This window comes from Turicibacter sp. GALT-G1 (assembly GCF_025594995.1).
GTDB classification, from domain to species: Bacteria; Bacillota_I; Bacilli_A; order MOL361; family Turicibacteraceae; genus Turicibacter; species Turicibacter bilis.
Map to the genome: position 1 here is coordinate 39,141 of NZ_JAMQUS010000026.1, position 18,527 is coordinate 57,667.

Genomic DNA, 18,527 nt, shown 5'->3' on the forward strand with positions numbered 1-18,527 from the left:
GAAATGATTTATGACCGTATTTTAGTCCGTTATGGTGAATTATCGATTAAAGGAAAAAATCGTAAGTATTTTAAAAATGCATTACACAAAATTATTCGCCGCAAGTTACGTGGGCTTGATCAGTTAAAATATGAAGTGACACGTGACCGTTTCTATATCATTTTAAATGGGACAGCGCCAGAATTAGTAACAGAGCAGCTAGATAAAGTTTTCGGATTACAATCTTATAGTTTAGCTGCTCGTTGTGAAAATGAAATTGATGCAATTAAAGCATTAGCTTTAGAGATTATTAATGAACAACCAAAAGTTCCAACTACATTTAAAGTAGAAACAAAACGTTCAGATAAACAATTCCCAATGCAATCAGGTGAAATTTCACGTGGAGTAGGGGCACATTTATTAATTAATACGGATCACTTAAGCGTGGATGTTCATAATCCGGATATGACGGTGTTTGTTGAAGTTCGTCGCGAAGGAACATTCATTATGGCCGATCACATTAAAGGTCTTGGTGGGTTCCCAGTTGGAATTAGTGGAAAAGGTTTATTAATGATTTCAGGTGGAATTGATAGTCCAGTTGCTGGATACCTAATGCAAAAACGTGGAGTTGAGATTGAAGCGATTCACTTTGCATCACCACCATATACATCAGTTCGTTCAAAACAAAAAGTGTTAGACTTAATGGAGAAAAATGCTCATTATGCACCGGTAGACTCAATTGATGTTCATGTAGTTCCATTCACGGAATTACAAACAGCCATTTATGAGAATATTCCTAGCAGCTATACAATGACAGTTATGCGTCGTATGATGTATCGTATCGCTGAAGGAATTGCTAAAAAACGTGAGATTTTAGTTTTAGCAAATGGTGAAAGTTTAGGGCAAGTTGCTTCTCAAACATTAGCAAGTATGTATGCAATTAATGCTGTAACGAATATGCCAATTATTCGTCCAGTTGCTACACTTGATAAAAATGAAATTATTGAAATTGCGAAACAAATCGATACATATGATATTTCAATTCGTCCATATGAAGATTGCTGTACGGTCTTTGTTCCAGAGCACCCAGCGACTAATCCATCGCTTGAAAAATGTATTGAATTTGAACAAAACTTTGATTTTGAATCATTAGTACAAAAATGTATTGATAATACAGAAATCATTACAGTTCGTGCGGGTGAAATCATTGAGTTAGAAGATAATACTGCTTGTCCATTAAATGATTTATTCTAATTGATATAAATAAAAAGCTGAAAGAAGTAATATTCTTCCAGCTTTTTTTGTATTTAAGTTCATTTTATGAATCAAAAAAATATACCTCAATTAGAAAAAAATATTAATGATAAAACGATTAATTTGTACTGTTAAAGTTATTTTTTGTCGAACTATAATCTTTCTTGGGTGCGAATGTAGAAAGAAATAAAAATCTATATTTTTACATTTATAGTTAAATAAGGTAAAATATATAAGTGAAAAACGCTTTCTATCATAAAATTTACTATTTGTGAAATTATAAACGTTTTCAATCCGTTTTCATTAGACAAATAATTCACAATGTAATATAATAGCGTTGTAAGTAAGTGAATGAATTCACAATATTGAGGAGGAGTCGGAATGACAAATAAAATTACAAATGTTGAGGAGTTAATGTCAACTCTTGAAACAATGCGCGCAGCTCAACGTGAGTTTGCCACATTTACACAAGAACAAGTTGATGAATTATTCTACAAAGCGGCAATGGCAATTAATAATTTACGTATTCCGTTAGCACAAATGGCAGTAGAAGAAACGGGAATGGGATTAGTTGAAGATAAAGTTATTAAAAATCATTACGCTTCAGAATATATCTATAATAAATATCGTAATGAAAAAACATGTGGGGTTTTATCTGAAGATTTATCGTTCGGAATTCAAAAAGTTGCTGAGCCAGTAGGGGTAATCGGAGCAGTAATTCCAACAACAAATCCAACATCTACAGCATGTTTTAAATGTTTAATGGCAATTAAAACTCGTAATGCAATTGTTATTTCAGCCCATCCACGTGCTAAAAATTGTACAAACTATACAGCCCAAGTGATTCGTGAAACAATTGAAGCAGCAGGAGCTCCAAAAGGATTAATTGCATGGATCGATGCACCAAGTATTGAATTAACAAATACAGTTATGTGTGAAGTCGATTTAATCTTAGCAACGGGTGGACCAGGAATGGTTAAAGCAGCATACTCTTCAGGAACACCAGCAATTGGAGTAGGGGCAGGTAATACACCAGTTATTTTCCATAAAACATGTAACATCCCAATGGCTGTTAACTCATTATTATTATCAAAAACATTTGACTACGGTGTCATCTGTGCATCAGAACAGTCAATCATTGTTGATGAGTCAATCTATGATGCAGTTAAGACTGAACTTACAAAGCGTGGAGCTTTATTATTAAATCCAGAGCAATTAGAGGCTGTTCGTAAGACAATCATTGTCAATGGCGCATTAAATGCTAAAATTGTTGGACAACCAGCATGGAAAATTGCTGAATTAGCAGGATTTGAAGTTCCTAAGGATACAAAAGTTTTAGTTGGTGAAGTGACTGATACTTCATTAGAGGAACCATTCGCTCATGAAAAATTATCAGTTGTCTTAGCAATGTACAAATCATCTAATCATGCGGAAGCAGTGGATATGGCTGAAACATTAGTTAACCATAGTGGTCTAGGGCATACTTCAGCTATTTATGCAGATGAGTTACGTGCTGAAGCTGATATTCAAGCGATGGCATCTCGTATGCGTACAACAACATTCTTAATTAATCAACCAACAGCACATGGAGGAATTGGAGATATCTTTAACTTTGCTTTAGCGCCATCATTAACTTTAGGTTGTGGTTCTTGGGGGAATAACTCAGTATCAGAAAATGTAGGACCAAAACATTTAATTAATATTAAAACGGTTGCTAAAAGGAGAGAGAATATGCTTTGGTTTAAAGTTCCATCAAAAGTTTATTATAAATTTGGATGCTTACCAGTTGCATTAGAAGACTTAAACTTCGATGGTAAAAAACGTGCATTTATTGTAACAGATAAAGTGTTATTTGATTTAGGATATACAAAACAAGTCACGGATGAGTTAGATCGTTACGGAATTCAATATACAATGTTCACAGATGTTCATCCAGATCCATTACTATCAGATGCTAAAAAAGGTGCTGAAGCAATGGCCAACTTCAAACCAGATGTCATCATCGCCTTAGGTGGAGGATCTGCTATGGATGCAGCAAAAATTATGTGGGTATTATATGAACACCCTGAAACTAACTTCCAAGACCTAGCAATGCGTTTCATGGACGTTCGTAAACGTATCTATCGCTTCCCTCAAATGGGTAAAAAAGCTAGCTTAGTATGTATTGCAACTTCAGCTGGTACAGGTTCAGAAGTCACTCCTTTCGCTGTAATCACAGATGATGAAACAGGAATTAAATATCCATTAGCTGACTACGAATTAACTCCAACAATGGCAATTGTTGACCCAGTCTTAATGTTATCCATGCCAAAAGGATTATGTGCTGCTTCAGGTATCGATGTATTAACTCATGCTTTAGAATCATTAGTAGCAACAGTAGCAACAGAATATACAATTCCATTATCATTAGAATCAGCTAAATTAGTCTTTGATTACTTACCAGAATCTTATCATGGTGGAGCAGAAGCAAAAGTAGCTAAAGAAAAAATGGCTAACGCTTCATGTATGGCAGGGATGGCCTTCTCTAATGCAATGCTTGGATTATGCCACTCAATGGCTCATAAATTAGGGGCTAAATTCCATATTCCTCATGGTATTGCAAATGCATTATTAATTAATGAAGTTATCAAATATAATGCAACAGATGCACCATTCAAACAAGGAACATTCCCTCAATATGAAACTCCTCAAGCAATCGAACGTTATGCTAAAGCTGCAGAGTATGTAGGATTAACAGGACGTACGAATGAAGAAAAGGTTCAAGCGTTATTAAATAAAATTGATGAATTAAAACGTGAAATCAATATTCCGATGAGTATTTCAGAATGTGGTGTATCAGAAGCTGACTTCTTAGCAGCAGTAGATGAATTAGCAGTTGAAGCATTCGATGATCAATGTACGCCTGCTAACCCACGTTACCCATTAATTGAAGATATCAAACAATTATACTTAAATGCATTCTACGGCGAAACAAAATAATTAATCACCAATCTACGCATACACTAATTTAAAACTCCAAACAGTGACCAAAGCACTCTGTCCTTTTTGACAGGGTGCTTTTTACTATTTTAAGATAAGATAGGATTACTGCATTCATCATTGAAAGGGGGTTAATCAAATCATGGCATAAAAATAGTTTTAATGATAGAAGAAGCAGTCTTATTGCTAGATAGCTAGCCTGTGTTCATGAAGTTTTAAGATTTTAACTTTGATGTGATTAGTATTAATGATTTATGAATTTTAAATAGAATAAAAACTCACATCGCTTTATTCTATTTAAAATACAGGGATACTACAGTATATATTTGAAAGAGATACCTTATAACAAGTAATCGATAGTTTATACAAAAAATATGAATTGAATTAAAATGAATGAATATAAAAAAGTTAACTATTACGACAACTTTTCTAAATAGAAACAGAAAGGTTTTCTACATTTAGTATATTAACCTAAATGTGTGATAGTCATGCCGTGTAAGGTAAACTATAGTCCAGGGCACACCTGACAGATTGTCGAAGACAATCTAATCCTCAACTGCTAGGGGGGGTAAAAGTTTTTTACAATTGGAAAAACTTATCTGGACTTATAGAATAGTTAAGGTAAATACTATATTCTAAGAATATAAAAAAGTAGCACCGAAGTGCTACTTTATTTACTATGAGTCTATCTGCTTCAATGGAAACACCTCATTTATTAACAAATAGTTAATAGAATCAGTAGGATTTAAAACTTAAATCGCTCCAACGGAAACACCTCATTTATTAACAAATAGTTAATAGAATCAGTAGGATTTAAAACTTAAATCGCTCCAACGGAAAACCTCATTTATTAACAAATAGTTAATAGAATCAGTAGGATTTAAAACTTAAATCGCTCCAACGGAAACACCTCATTTATTAACAAATGGTTAATAGAATTAGTAGGATTTAAAACTTAAATCACTCCAATGGAAACACCTCATTTACCATAACATTGATGATATTTAAGTGTGATTAACTCATAGTTGGCGGATTGGATCTCATATTTATCCCTCACGTATCTTTTGTAATTGATTGTGACTATCTGATTTATTTTTGGGTGGATTAGCTTTCATGATTAATCCCTCACATTTTTAATGTTCTAGAATTAGAAAGTGAATCTGAGACCGAAAATAAATGCTTTGGTGGATTAGTTTCCATTGTCAATCCCTCACGTTTCAAATAAAATTTAAAGCGTTTGGTGCAATTAATTCACAGTAATACGTTATGTTAAATACGCTTTGGTGGATTAGCTTCCATCATTGATCCCTCACGTTTCATTAGAATTTAACGTGAACTCCGTATAGTTGGCGGATTAGTATTCATGGCATTCCCTTACATTCATGTTTATTTAAAACAATTGTGTTACAGGTTTGTACATGATGCTAAAACCCAATTGTTATTGTTGGTTTTGAGAACCTAATTGTTGTTGAGCTTGTTTCACTAAACGTTTAGTGATTTCACCACCAACAGAACCATTTTGACGAGCAGTTGCATCTGCACCTAATTGAACGCCTTGTTCACTAGCGATCTCATATTTCATTTGATCAATAGCATTTTGTGCTCCAGGAACAAGAAGTTTGTTACTGTTTGAGTTATTTGAGTTGTTAGCCATTTTGTTCACCTCCTAACAATCATTAGAGTGTCCCTAATGAACAAAATCATTCTTAAAAATAGATGGTAAAATTAACCAAAGACACTCTAATGGATACGTTTTATCTATAACTTAAAATTCTTTAGTTATTTTTGAGATGTTCCACCTAATTGTTGTTGAGCCATTGCAACGAGACGTTTAGTGATTTCGCCACCAACAGAACCGTTTTGGCGTGAAGATGTATCAGGGCCTAAATTTACACCAAATTCTCGAGCAATCTCATATTTCATTTGATCAATTGCATTTTGAGCACCAGGAACAACTAATTTATTACGTCTTGACATATTAATAACCTCCTGACATTGGTACCATTAAGGTAGAATGTAATTTTTAAACACTGTACAGATTAGAGTTGGAACTATTTTATTAAGCTTTGTTTAGCTTGGGCAATAAGTCGTCTAGTAATTTCGCCACCTACAGCCCCGTTTTCTTCAGCAGTTGCTTTACGACCGAAGTTAACACCAAGTTCATTTGCAATTTCCATTTTTAATTGATCAACTGCTTCTTGAGCACCTGGCACAATTAATTTATTTCGTGTTGCCATGATGTGACCTCCTGATCTTATGTTGAGTTTATTTGTTTGACCTCAACATAAGAAACTTTTCTTACAAGTCGAAGCTAAGTTTATTACTTCATCAGAAGTCGTGACTTAGTTTCTTATTTTGAACCTAATTGTTGTTGGGCCATAGCGACTAAACGTTTAGTAATTTCGCCACCAACAGAACCATTTTGGCGCGCTGTCGCATCAGGACCAAGATGAACACCGAACTCATTAGCAATCTCAGCTTTCATTTGATTGATTGCATTTTCGGCACCAGGAACAACTAATTTATTACGACCTGATTGATTTGCCATGATTGTCACCTCCTGACAATCATAATTTGCACATATTCGACAAAATAATACACAAAAAATGATTTTTTTGAAATTTATTTTCGATTTAATTAATGAAGAGTAGTGCAAAAAGCTAGAATACTAATCAGTCTCTTAAGGGGAGATATAGAAAGAGGCAACCATCTGATTGCCTCTTAAAAATTGTTTCTTCTTATATTATTGTTGGTTTTGAGAACCTAATTGTTGTTGAGCTTGTTTCACTAAACGTTTAGTGATTTCACCACCAACAGAACCATTTTGACGAGCTGATGTATCTGGGCCAAGAGTTACGCCAAATTCATGAGCGATCTCAGCTTTCATTTGGTCGATAGCATTTTGAGCACCAGGAACAACTAATTTATTACGACTGGCCATATTTGTCACCTCCTGACAATCATAATTTGCCCGCATTCGACAAAATAATACACAAAAAAATTTAAAAATATGAGGTGACAGAAAACAAAATAGTGTATAGTAAAGAAGAATTCTAAAATAATTTATAGGTGATGACATGTTAATTGAATCAAGTAGTAATCCTAAAGTTAAAAAATGGATGAAGTTAAAACAAAAAAAATACCGATATCAATCAAATGAGTTCATTGTTGAAGGTGAACACTTAGTATTAGAAGCAATGAATTCAAATGTTGTTAAAGAAATTTTAGTTAAAGAAGGATCAACGGTTCATTTAAATCCGGCTTTTAATGGAAAACAACCGGTTTATATTTTAAAAGAAAACTTATTTACTCAAATTGCTTCTACTGAAACACCACAACCAATCATGGCGGTCTGTGAAATGAAGTCAAAAACAATTGAACGTCACAATCGTTTATTATTGTTAGATCGTGTTCAAGATCCAGGAAATTTAGGAACCCTTTTAAGAAGTGCTGTCGCGTTTGGTTTTGATGGTGTCATTTTAGGAGATGGATGTGTCGATGTGTACAATGAAAAGGTCATCCGTTCAACACAAGGTGCGATTTTTAAAATTCCAATCGAGTTTCATTCATTAAAAGAATATGTGCCAATGCTTCAAGCGAATGGTGTTAAAGTTTATGGAACAAGCTTAGAAAATGGACAGCCGTTAGGAGAAATCGAAGAGGATTCTCAAATGGCGTTTATTTTAGGCAATGAAGGTCAAGGAGTTAATCCAGAATTACTATCCACAACAAATCGAAATATTTTTATTGAAATGACACAAAATATTGAATCTTTAAATGTTTCGATTGCGGGTAGTATTATAATGTACCGTTTTCGTCTATAATAAAGATGATGGGCCACATGGTAAAAATACTGGAAGAACACAATTATTCATGAATGACTTTACTAGCTAATTAAATTGTGTTAAAATAATTTCACATAGTATTTCGTGTAAGAGTGGGACTTCCCACTCTTTTGTATTATGGTTAAAATGTTTGAAAGAGGTGAAATCCTAATGTCAAATATCGTAGCTAAAACAGAAGAATTAGTTAAACCGATTTGCGAGGCAGCTCAAGTTGACTTAGTTGATGTTGAGTATGTGAAAGAGGGGCAAGTTTTCTTCTTACGTGTGTATGTTGATACACCAGAAGGAATTGATATTGACCAATGTGCGACAATTGCCGAAGCATTAAGTGAAAAATTAGATCAGCATGATTATATCGAAGATGAATACATGTTAGAGGTTTCATCACCAGGTGCTGAGCGCCCATTAAAAACAAAAGAAGAGGTGGCACAGTCTATCGGAGCTTATGTTAATGTAAGAACGTACAAAGCGATTGATAATCAAAAAGAATTCGAAGGTTATTTAACACAATTCGAAAATGATATCATGACACTTGAAGTATTAGTTAAAACTCGCAAAAAAACAGTTGAAATCCCTTATGATATGGCATCTAAGGTTCGACTTGCGATTAAGTTTTAAGGAGGATATATAAGGATGAACACGAAAGAGTTTTTTGCTGCTCTTGAATTACTTGAAAAAGAAAAAGGTATTTCAAAAGATATTATTATTGAAGCTTTTGAACATGCATTAATTAGTGCATATAAGAAAAACTTTAACCAAGCAACAAATGTTAAAGTTGAAATCAATGAACATACTGGAACAGTTAAATTATATCAACAAAAAACAGTCACTGAAGATGTAACGCGTCCTCAAGAACAAATTAGTTTAGCTGAAGCGATGCGTATCAACCCTCATTATGAAGAAGGAGATATCATTAACTTCGAAGTAACACCTAAAGATTTCGGACGTATTGCAACACAAACAGCGAAACAAGTTGTTAAACAACGTATTCGTCAAGCAGAACGTGATAATTTATTCCAAGAATTTAAAGATCGCGAAGGAGAAATTGTCACAGGCATTGTGGTAAAAGATGATGGTAAACATGTTTTCGTTGACTTAGGAAAAATTGAAGCATTATTACCAATGCGCGAAATTATGAACCCAGATGAAATCAAACCAAATTCACGTATTAAAGTTTATATTAGTAAAATTGAATCTAAAAATAAAGGACCAGTTGTTTACGTTTCACGTAAAGATCCAAACTTAATTAAACGTTTATTTGAATTAGAAGTACCAGAAATTTATGATGGAACAGTTGAAATCATGTCAGTTGCTCGTGATGCTGGAGATCGTACAAAAATTTGTGTGGCTTCAGAAGATCCAAACGTGGATCCAGTTGGAGCATGTGTTGGTCCATCAGGACAACGTGTACAAAACATCGTGGATGAATTAAACGGTGAAAAAATTGATATCATTCAATTCTCTAAAGACCCAGAAGTATTAGTTGCAAATGCATTAAGTCCAGCGCAAGTAACAAAAGTAGTAGTGGATGAAGCGAAAAAAGCAACAGTTGTTTTAGTTCCAGATAACCAATTATCATTAGCTATTGGTAAACGTGGACAAAATGCTCGTTTAGCAGCTCAATTAACTGGATGGAAAATCGATATTAAACCTGAATCTGAAGCTGAAAATTTAGGAATTGAACTATAATAAAAAAATCACGCAAGGAGGTCATTGTATGAAACAAAAGAAAATCCCTATGCGTAAATGTGTCATTACAGGTGAACAAAAACCTAAAAAAGAATTAATTCGAATTGTTCGTGGGACTGATGGTGAAGTATCAGTTGATACAACTGGTAAGAAGAATGGTCGTGGCGTCTATTTACACTTAACACCCGAAGTTGTTGCATTAGCTAAAAAGAAAAATATTTTAAGTCGTCACCTTGAAGTTGAAGTTCCTGAAGCTATTTATGAAGAATTAGCTGAATTAGCACAGAAACAAACGAAATAGGTGATGAAGATGAATCAACAATGGTTGAATTTTTTAGGCTTAGCATTAAGCGCCGGTGCTGTGATTACAGGAGAACAACTTGTAGTTGGGGCTATTCAAAGTAAAAAAGTACACTTTGTTATCATAGCAGAAGACACAGGAGCGAATACATTTAAAAAGGTCACTGATAAATGTAAGTTTTATGGTGTCGAATGGGTACAAAAAGCAGGTAGTGATGAACTAGGTCATGCATTAGGTAAAGACTTTAGAAAAGTTGTTGGGATTACCGATCCTAATTTTGCAAAAGCTTTAAAAAATAAAATTAATGCGTAAATGCATACATTAAGTGAGGTGACGAAATGAGAGTACATGAATATGCAAAACAATTAAATCTTTCTAGTAAAGAGGTGTTGCAGTTTTTATCAGACAACAACCTCTCAGTTAAAAGTCACATGTCAGTGTTAGGAGACGATGTTATATTGATGTTAGATAAAAATTTTAAAAATGAAAAAACTAAAATGGAGTCACAAGTAAGCAATGAAAAGGACTCTACAAATGATACAGACGATTTATTCAAATATGATGAGTATGTTGAAGTAAAACGTCCTAAAATTACAAAAAAGAAAAAAGCAAATCAAAAGAAAAGTAAAAATGATAAGAGCGATCGTATTGCAAACGTTCCTGTTAAAGAAGACAAAGATGCTGCTATCGTTTACTATAGCGATGAGTTAACAGTAGGGGATTTAGCTGAGCGTCTTGGAAAATCAACTGGAGAAATCGTTAAGCAATTATTAATGCTTGGAATGATGGCGACAGTTAACCAAACATTAGATCGTGAAACAGTTGAATTATTAGCTGAGGAAGCTGGATTCGAAGTAAAAGATAAAATCTTCACTGATGTAACAGAATTCGAAAAAATCGTGATTGAAGATTCAGAAGAAGATTTAGAAAAACGTCCACCAGTTGTTACAATCATGGGGCACGTTGACCATGGTAAAACAACGTTATTAGATGCAATTCGTAACTCACGTGTCGTAACAGGAGAAGCGGGAGGAATCACGCAACATATCGGTGCATACCAAGTTAACCACGGTGGAAGTGTCATTACATTCTTAGATACACCAGGACATGCTGCGTTTACATCAATGCGTGCTCGCGGTGCACAAGTGACAGATATCTGTGTTCTTGTTGTTGCATCAGATGACGGTGTTATGCCACAAACAAAAGAAGCAATCGATCATGCTAAAGCTGCTGGAGTTCCAATCATTGTTGCTATCAACAAAATGGATAAACCAACGGCTAACCCAGAACGCGTCATGCAAGAATTACTTGAATTCTCATTAGTTCCTGAGGATTGGGGTGGAGATACAATCTACGTTAAGTTATCTGCTTTACAAGGTGAAGGAATTGATGACTTATTAGAAATGATTAATTTAGTTTCTGAAATGAACGAGTACAAAGCGAACCCTAAACGTTTAGCAACAGGTACAGTGATTGAAGCTAAATTAGATAAAGGTCGTGGACCAGTTGCAACATTATTAGTTGAAAATGGAACATTACGTATTGGAGATGCTATCGTTGTAGGTAATACTCACGGTCGTGTTCGTGCAATGGTTAATGATTTAAATCAACGTATTGAAGCTGCAGGACCATCAACACCAATCGAAATCACTGGATTAAATGATGTTCCTCAAGCAGGAGATCGCTTCATGGTATTCCCGAGTGAAAAAGAAGCACGTCAAATTGCTGATCAACGTACAGCAAATGCTCGTGAACTTGGAAATAAACCAGGTAAAGCCGTTTCATTAGATGACTTATTCTCTCAAATCCAAGAAGGAGAAATGAAAGAATTAAATGTTATCATCAAAGGTGACGTTCAAGGTTCAGTTGAAGCTTTAAGTGGATCATTACAAAAAATCGATGTTGAAGGTGTTAAAATTAACATTATCCGTGCATCAGTTGGAACAATCACTGAAACTGACGTAACATTAGCGGCAGCTTCAGGAGCAATCATCATCGGATTCAACGTACGTCCATCATCAACGACTCGTCAGCAAGCAGCTAACGAAGGGGTAGATATTCGTTTACATTCAATCATCTACAAAGTGATTGAAGAAATCGAAGCAGCGATGAAAGGGATGTTAGATCCAATCTTCGAAGAAAAAGTAACAGGACAATTAGAAGTTCGTCAAACATTCAAGGTATCAAAAGTTGGTACAATTGCTGGATGTTATGTAACAGATGGTTCTGTATCACGTAATGCAAGTGTACGTGTTATCCGTGATGGAATCGTCGTCTTTGAAGGTGAATTAGGTTCATTAAAACGATTCAAAGACGAAGTTAAAGAAGTTAACTACGGTTATGAGTGTGGTATCACAATCGAACGCTACAACGATATCAAAGAAGGAGATATCATTGAAGCGTACGTAATGGAAGAAGTAAAACGCGCTTAATAAACGGAATTATATAAAAAAGGGTGATTCAGGATGTCACAAATTCGAGTACAAAAACTTTCAAAACAAATTGAACGTGATGTAACGGATATCATCATGAATGAAATTAAAGATACAAAAGTGGGATTTGTTACGGTAACAGGAGCAGAAGTAACGAGTGACTTATCATTCTGTAAGATTTACTATTCTGTTTTAGGTGGAGAAAATCGTCGTGAAGCGGCAACAAAAGCCTTATTACGTGCAAAAGGATTTATCCGTAGTGAGTTAGGGAAACGTATGTCGACACGTAAAGTTCCAGATTTAATTTTTGAAATTGATGAATCAATTGAATATGGTAATAAAATTGATATGATGTTAGCAGATTTACGCCGTCAAGGTAAAATGTAATCATATTAGGTGAAAGGGGCCATCTCAAAATGAGGTGGCTCTTTTTTTGTGAGAAATAGCAGAGGTATATGGATGAAGATTAAGCTAATTTAACAATCATTTTTAAATGAAGATAGAAGAGGAGAAGTAATACTTATAAGCATTTTTATTTGACAGAAAATTTGAATTAGGGAGGGCTCAATCGGTAACATATTATTTTGTACAATAATATGTTACCAACACTAAATGAACCGAAAGCGTTATTTTAAAACCATTTATTAGAATGATATTAGAATAATCTGACAAAGTTTACGATTTTTCAAATCGACCATTTCTCATCAAATGCAAACTTTTTTAACAATTTTGTTTAATTAAGCTTGCATTTTAGGGTAGTAAAAAAAGATTAAAATATGATGAGATCAATGCTTTTTAAGTTCTCGAGTGAGGCATAAGTAAAGAGAAATATTGACATAAATCCTTATTATGGTAGATTATTTAAGTAGATAAGGGGGAAACAAACAATGAGTTTAACTAAAAATCAAAAATTAATGTTTATCGCTAGTTTCATGACATGGCTACAAACATATATTGTTTATAAATTTTTTTTCCGACTATCGTTGGTATCTTTAGGGGAAGAGATCTTAATTGTTATTAATTCAATTGGACCTATCTTATTAATTTATGGATCAATCTATTTTTTAAAACCCTCAAAAAGAAGTTTTGCAATTATCGGAGTATCAGCGCTTTTCTCAGTCATTATGATTGCAAATACATTGTTTTATAAATTTTATGATGATATCATGACGCTACCTATTTTACTTCAAATGGATAATACAGGAGGGTTAGGAAGTAGTGTGATGAACTTAATTGATTTTAAAGTATTATTTCTAATTATGAACTTACCTATTTTAATGGTAGCAAACCGACGACTAAAAGATTCAACTAAGGGTACTCCTCACTTTTATAAGAAATATTTTATTTCAATGATTGGAGCTTATCTTTTAACGTTTGGGTTATCGTATTTGAGTGGATTACCGATGTTTAACGTTCCATATAATCGTGAAGTTATGATTAAAACGTTGGGCATCTATCAATATGGCCTTTATGATATTTATTTAAGTTTAACCACACCAATTGACTATGCGCTTGCTGAGAATAATGAATTTATTGAAGTGAGTAACTATGTCAAATCCAATCAAATTAACCCTAATTCCGAGTTGTTTGGAGTGGCAAAAGATCAAAATATTATTGTCATTTCATTGGAATCGTTACAAGAATTTGCAATTAATTTAGAAGTCAATGGGGAAGAGGTAACGCCATTTTTAAATCAGTTCATTCAAGAGTGTTATTATTTTAATAACTTTTATCAGCAAACGTCACAAGGGAAAACATCAGACGCTGAATTTATTACTGAAAACTCATTATATGCTGCTGATCGTGGATCAGCTTTTTATGCGAAATCGCAAAATCAATATGAAAGTCTCGCTTCTATTTTGAAGGGGCAAGGTTATTATACGGCTGTCTTTCACGCCAATGAGAAGGAGTTTTGGAATCGTGAGACGATGTATGAAGCACTTGGATTTGATCATTTCTTTGATGAATCTGCGTTTTTAGTCAACGAAGAAAATAGTTTTGGATGGGGATTAACCGACGAAGCTTTCTTTGAACAGACGTTAGATTATCTGAAAGGACTGCCCCAACCTTTTTATGCAAAGTTACTAACGCTCACGAATCATTATCCATTTGAAATTCCAGAGCAGTATCAGTACATTTCGCCAGGAGAGACAAATAATGAGATTGTAAACCACTATATTACGACCGTTCGTTACTTAGATGAAGCACTCAAATCTTTTATCACGAACTTAAAAGAAAGTGGCCTTTATGACAACACAATAATTGTGATGTATGGTGATCATTATGGATTATCAGAAAGTTATTATGAGGATTTAGCGATATTACTTCAGGAAGAAGAAATTACATTAAATCGACACTTAGATTTACAACGCGTGCCATTTATTATTCATTTGCCGAATCAAGAAGAAGGAGAAGTGGTTTCTACGGTTTCAGGACAGATTGATATGAAGCCGACACTTTTAAATTTAGTTGGATTACCAGTGAATGCGTACATCAATTTTGGACAGGATTTATTTGCCGCTGATCGTCGTGAATTGATTGTGTTACGAGATGGAAGTTTTATTGGAAGTGAGTATCGATATGCTGATTCAACATGCCTACGTTCTGATTCAGGTGAGTTGGTTGATCAAAGTTTTTGTGAGTCACTAGAAAAGGTGGCTGTACAAGATTTATACTATTCTGATTTGATTTTGAATAAGGATTTATTAAGATTCCAATAATCAGATTAAAAAACTGAGCATTCTCTTGTTTTCGACATAAAAAAGATGATAAAATAACACCATAATTGACATAATAGGTGGTGGGATTTGGTGAAAAAAACAAGTATTAGTTTTGGAGTTTTAATAGTGTTAGTGGTACTCAGCGGATATTTTATTTGGGGAGATTTTAATTTACAAGTGAATGCCCATGATACATATGATGTCATGCAAGGAGAAACGGATGGAGATGTCATCCAAGCTGAGACTAAAATTATTAATCTTTCTCGATTAGAACAGTTCTATAAACAGGTGAAGCGAAATAATGATGATCATATTACAGTTGCCATTCCCCAATCAAGCCAAAAATATGAGTTATATGAGTTACATGTTTCAAATGGAAAGTTAAAGCTTTACTATGATATTATTGAAGATGGCCAAGGAAGAAAAGAGTATAAAGTGAAGGTTTATGATTCAATGAAGAAAATTTATAAGCAAGACCAGGTCACTTATATTTTAATTAATGGTCAAGAAGAACGTTCGTTTTTATCATATAATCTGAAATAATGATGTGGGCAATGAGCCAAACTAATCCTAGGAATCTTCGTTTAAAAATAAATGAAGACTAGGATTTTTTATTGCAAAACGATAACGTTTCAAAGGAAGTAAGAGGTGAAACGCTTGAATCAATTATTAAAAGATAAACTATCTTTATTACCAATGAATCCTGGATGTTACTTAATGAAGGATGCTAAGGGTCAAGTCATTTATGTGGGAAAAGCTAAACGTTTAAAAAATCGTGTCAAATCCTATTTTACAGGTTCACATAATGGAAAAACGGCACGTTTAGTTCGTGAAATTGTCGATTTTGAATATATTATCACATCGAGTGAACTTGAAGCGCTCGTCTTAGAAATCAACTTAATCAAAAAATATGATCCCAAATATAATATAATGTTAACGGATGATAAGCACTATCCATATATTAAAATTACGAATGAAACCCATCCACGACTCGTAACAACACGAAAAATAAAAAAAGATGGTGGAAAGTATTTTGGACCTTATCCAAATGCAACGGCAGCTAATGAAACGATTCGTTTATTAAATAAATTATACCCATTAAGAAAATGTCATACGATTCCGAAAAAAGTTTGTCTCTATTATCATATTCATCAGTGCTTAGGACCGTGTGAATATGAAATCCCAACCCAAGATTATAAACCGTATATTGAGGAAATTTCCCGCTTCTTAAAAGGTGACTATTCAAAGGTAAAAGCCGATTTAGTGAAACGAATGGAAGCAGCAGCTGAAAATTTAGAGTTTGAGCGTGCTAAAGAATATCGCGATTTAATCTTTCATATTGAAGCAACCGTTGAAAAGCAAAAGATGACATTAAATGATTTTATTGATCGAGATGTCTTTGGTTATGCTGAAGTTGAGGGACGAGTCTGCGTTCAGGTCTTTTTTATTCGTCAAGGAAAAGTGATTGAGCGTGAAGTATCGATTTTTGACGGAATCGATGATGTCGAAGAAGCTGTGTTAACGTTTATTGGACGCTTCTATCAAAGTAATAATACCTTAAAGCCAAAAGAAATTTTTATTCCTTCAACATTAGATCAAGAGTTATTGTCTCAGTTGCTTGATGTGAAAGTGATGGTTCCAAAACAGGGAGATAAAAAAGAACTTGTTGATTTAGCGATGAAGAACGCAGAGATGGCGCTGAATGAAAAACTTCAATTGATTGAAAAGCAAGAAGAACGTACGTTAAAAGCCGTTGAAAAATTAGGGGAGTTATTAAGTCTTCCAACGCCCCATCGAATTGAAGCCTTTGATAATTCTCATCATCAAGGAATGGATACGGTTTCGGCAATGGTTGTATTCACGGATGGTCGTCCAGATAAGAAAGAGTATCGTAAATATAAAATTACGACGACGTCAGAAGGTGACGATTATCAAGCGATGAAAGAGGTTATTTATCGTCGTTACTTCAAAGTACTTAATGAAGGATTACCAGCTCCAGATTTAATCGTCATTGATGGTGGGAAAGGACAAGTGAATGTTGCGATGGAAGTACTTGAATCATTAAATATATCTATTCCAGTTGTGGGATTGGTTAAAGATGAAAAGCATCGAACAGCGTTTTTACTTGATGGTCGTGATATGGAAGAAATTAATTTAAAGAAAAAAGGTCGAGAAAATGTTTTTAATTTATTAACCCGTATTCAAGACGAGGTTCACCGCTTTGTTTTAAGTTTTCATCATCAAACGGCACAAAATCGTCAATTAACATCGATTTTAGATGAGATTCCAGGCATTGGACCTAAACGAAAACGATTATTAATTCAAAATTTTGGATCACTTGAAAAGATGCTAGAAGCAGATGACTCAGCCTATGAACAACTTGGATTTGCTCCAGAACTCATTCGTCGTGTGAAACTATTTATTGGAGAAGAACTACAGAAAAAACAATAATAATTAGCACGGTTTTGACTGATTAAGTGGCACTAATCATGACTTGATACATAAGATATACTAGATACGGTGGCAATAACCGTCGTATCAACGAGGATAATGACTACCTCAAAAGAATAGGGGGTAGAAAGGTTGAACAAAGGTCAGTCAATTTTAACGAAGAGAGAACAAGAAATTTTCGACTTACTCGTTCACAATATGACTACGGGTGAAATTGCTGAGGAGTTGAAAATTAGCGAAAAAACGGTTAGAAATCATATTTCAAATGTGATCTTAAAACTTAACGTCAAAGGACGCTCACAGGCTATTATTGAGCTATTAAGATTGGGTGTCATTAAACTATAAAAATCACCACCTTTAAAGGTGGTTTTTTTACGTATTTTTATATCAAGTCATTATTAGTTATTCGATTGTTGCTTAGGTAAGTGTATGATAAAATAAGGTTATCATTGTTAGGTGGAGGAATTTTAATGACGTTGGGACAGTTTTTTCAATTATTAAGTCTAGTGATGCTTGTTGTTATTTTAGGACTTGGAAATCAAATGGTGACATGTATTGCGCTTCATATCATTTTGATTGTATTTTTATATGGATTCGGTGTGCTACTCGATCGAATGAAACAAATTTTAGATTTATTAAAACAACAGCAAACTAGTAATGGTCAATAGTTATCACTGTTTTAATTTTTTATAAAAGATGGGTTGGGAGGTGCTAGCCAGTCATAAAGCTAATTATTCAAAGCATATAATAGATTATTAATCAACAAATGCTATCCCTTTTTGAAATAGATGAGCTTCATGGAATGACGACTAGATTTAGGAGTTAAATGTGGTAGTTATTGTAGGTTAAGCTTTGAAATCATCAGCCAGATTTAAAA

Annotated in this window: 19 protein-coding genes; 14 read left to right on the top strand and 5 right to left on the bottom strand. The window is 34.0% G+C overall.

Translation table 11 applies throughout. From position 1 onward, the window contains the following. The first annotated feature begins 3 nt into the window (after positions 1 to 3). The gene (gene thiI, locus NEH74_RS05125) at positions 4 to 1,233 is read left to right on the top strand and encodes a tRNA uracil 4-sulfurtransferase ThiI (protein ID WP_055305003.1); all 1,230 of its coding nucleotides are present in this window, start codon (positions 4 to 6) and stop codon (positions 1,231 to 1,233) included. A gap of 381 nt (positions 1,234 to 1,614) precedes the next feature. Continuing rightward, positions 1,615 to 4,212: a bifunctional acetaldehyde-CoA/alcohol dehydrogenase gene (gene adhE / locus NEH74_RS05130; RefSeq protein ID WP_055305001.1), complete on the top strand. Its 2,598-nt coding sequence runs from the start codon at positions 1,615 to 1,617 to the stop codon at positions 4,210 to 4,212. Between the two features lie 1,438 nt (positions 4,213 to 5,650). Here adhE and NEH74_RS05135 read toward each other — a convergent pair. The 5 genes from NEH74_RS05135 to NEH74_RS05155 all read right to left on the bottom strand — a co-directional run bounded on the left by NEH74_RS05135 (position 5,651) and on the right by NEH74_RS05155 (position 7,153). After that, entirely contained in the window at positions 5,651 to 5,866 is a 216-nt protein-coding gene (locus tag NEH74_RS05135) for an alpha/beta-type small acid-soluble spore protein (RefSeq protein WP_212724393.1), read from the bottom strand. Positions 5,867 to 5,991: 125 nt separating this feature from the next. Next, positions 5,992 to 6,189: an alpha/beta-type small acid-soluble spore protein gene (locus NEH74_RS05140; RefSeq protein WP_055241174.1), complete on the bottom strand. Its 198-nt coding sequence runs from the start codon at positions 6,187 to 6,189 to the stop codon at positions 5,992 to 5,994. A gap of 74 nt (positions 6,190 to 6,263) precedes the next feature. Next, the gene (locus NEH74_RS05145; RefSeq protein WP_055241172.1) at positions 6,264 to 6,449 is read right to left on the bottom strand and encodes an alpha/beta-type small acid-soluble spore protein; all 186 of its coding nucleotides are present in this window, start codon (positions 6,447 to 6,449) and stop codon (positions 6,264 to 6,266) included. Positions 6,450 to 6,562: 113 nt separating this feature from the next. After that, positions 6,563 to 6,760, bottom strand: coding sequence for an alpha/beta-type small acid-soluble spore protein (locus NEH74_RS05150; RefSeq protein WP_055241169.1), 198 nt, complete (start codon positions 6,758 to 6,760; stop codon positions 6,563 to 6,565). A 195-nt stretch (positions 6,761 to 6,955) separates the two neighbouring features. Next, complete coding sequence (locus NEH74_RS05155; protein ID WP_055241168.1) at positions 6,956 to 7,153, bottom strand: alpha/beta-type small acid-soluble spore protein; 198 nt, start codon at positions 7,151 to 7,153, stop codon at positions 6,956 to 6,958. Between the two features lie 136 nt (positions 7,154 to 7,289). Here NEH74_RS05155 and NEH74_RS05160 point away from each other — a divergent pair, with 136 nt between their 5' ends. From NEH74_RS05160 to NEH74_RS05215, 12 genes are all read left to right on the top strand, one after another. After that, positions 7,290 to 8,036, top strand: coding sequence for a TrmH family RNA methyltransferase (locus NEH74_RS05160; protein WP_055241166.1), 747 nt, complete (start codon positions 7,290 to 7,292; stop codon positions 8,034 to 8,036). Positions 8,037 to 8,207: 171 nt separating this feature from the next. Then, positions 8,208 to 8,675: a ribosome maturation factor RimP gene (rimP, locus tag NEH74_RS05165; protein ID WP_055304999.1), complete on the top strand. Its 468-nt coding sequence runs from the start codon at positions 8,208 to 8,210 to the stop codon at positions 8,673 to 8,675. Positions 8,676 to 8,690: 15 nt separating this feature from the next. Then, positions 8,691 to 9,746 (top strand): transcription termination factor NusA, encoded by a 1,056-nt coding sequence (gene nusA / locus NEH74_RS05170; protein WP_055241162.1) that lies wholly within the window; start codon positions 8,691 to 8,693, stop codon positions 9,744 to 9,746. 28 nt (positions 9,747 to 9,774) lie between these two features. Next, positions 9,775 to 10,047: an RNase P modulator RnpM gene (rnpM, locus tag NEH74_RS05175; protein WP_055304997.1), complete on the top strand. Its 273-nt coding sequence runs from the start codon at positions 9,775 to 9,777 to the stop codon at positions 10,045 to 10,047. A gap of 9 nt (positions 10,048 to 10,056) precedes the next feature. Further along, complete coding sequence (locus NEH74_RS05180) at positions 10,057 to 10,359, top strand: L7Ae/L30e/S12e/Gadd45 family ribosomal protein (RefSeq protein WP_055276367.1); 303 nt, start codon at positions 10,057 to 10,059, stop codon at positions 10,357 to 10,359. Between the two features lie 26 nt (positions 10,360 to 10,385). Beyond that, complete coding sequence (gene infB, locus NEH74_RS05185) at positions 10,386 to 12,479, top strand: translation initiation factor IF-2 (RefSeq protein WP_055304995.1); 2,094 nt, start codon at positions 10,386 to 10,388, stop codon at positions 12,477 to 12,479. Positions 12,480 to 12,512: 33 nt separating this feature from the next. Further along, positions 12,513 to 12,866 carry a 30S ribosome-binding factor RbfA gene (gene rbfA / locus NEH74_RS05190; RefSeq protein ID WP_055241154.1) on the top strand — a complete coding sequence of 118 codons (354 nt, stop codon included), beginning with the start codon at positions 12,513 to 12,515 and terminating at the stop codon, positions 12,864 to 12,866. Positions 12,867 to 13,366: 500 nt separating this feature from the next. Continuing rightward, entirely contained in the window at positions 13,367 to 15,199 is a 1,833-nt protein-coding gene (locus tag NEH74_RS05195) for an LTA synthase family protein (protein WP_055304993.1), read from the top strand. 90 nt (positions 15,200 to 15,289) lie between these two features. After that, on the top strand, positions 15,290 to 15,742 hold the full coding sequence (locus tag NEH74_RS05200; protein WP_237297080.1) for a DUF4362 domain-containing protein: 453 nt from the start codon (positions 15,290 to 15,292) through the stop codon (positions 15,740 to 15,742). Between the two features lie 114 nt (positions 15,743 to 15,856). After that, positions 15,857 to 17,650, top strand: coding sequence for an excinuclease ABC subunit UvrC (uvrC, locus tag NEH74_RS05205; protein ID WP_055276402.1), 1,794 nt, complete (start codon positions 15,857 to 15,859; stop codon positions 17,648 to 17,650). Between the two features lie 132 nt (positions 17,651 to 17,782). Beyond that, complete coding sequence (locus NEH74_RS05210; protein ID WP_055241147.1) at positions 17,783 to 17,995, top strand: helix-turn-helix domain-containing protein; 213 nt, start codon at positions 17,783 to 17,785, stop codon at positions 17,993 to 17,995. Between the two features lie 125 nt (positions 17,996 to 18,120). Next, positions 18,121 to 18,318, top strand: a complete 198-nt coding sequence (locus tag NEH74_RS05215) for a hypothetical protein (RefSeq protein ID WP_055276373.1) — start codon at positions 18,121 to 18,123, stop codon at positions 18,316 to 18,318. Positions 18,319 to 18,527 lie beyond the last annotated feature (209 nt).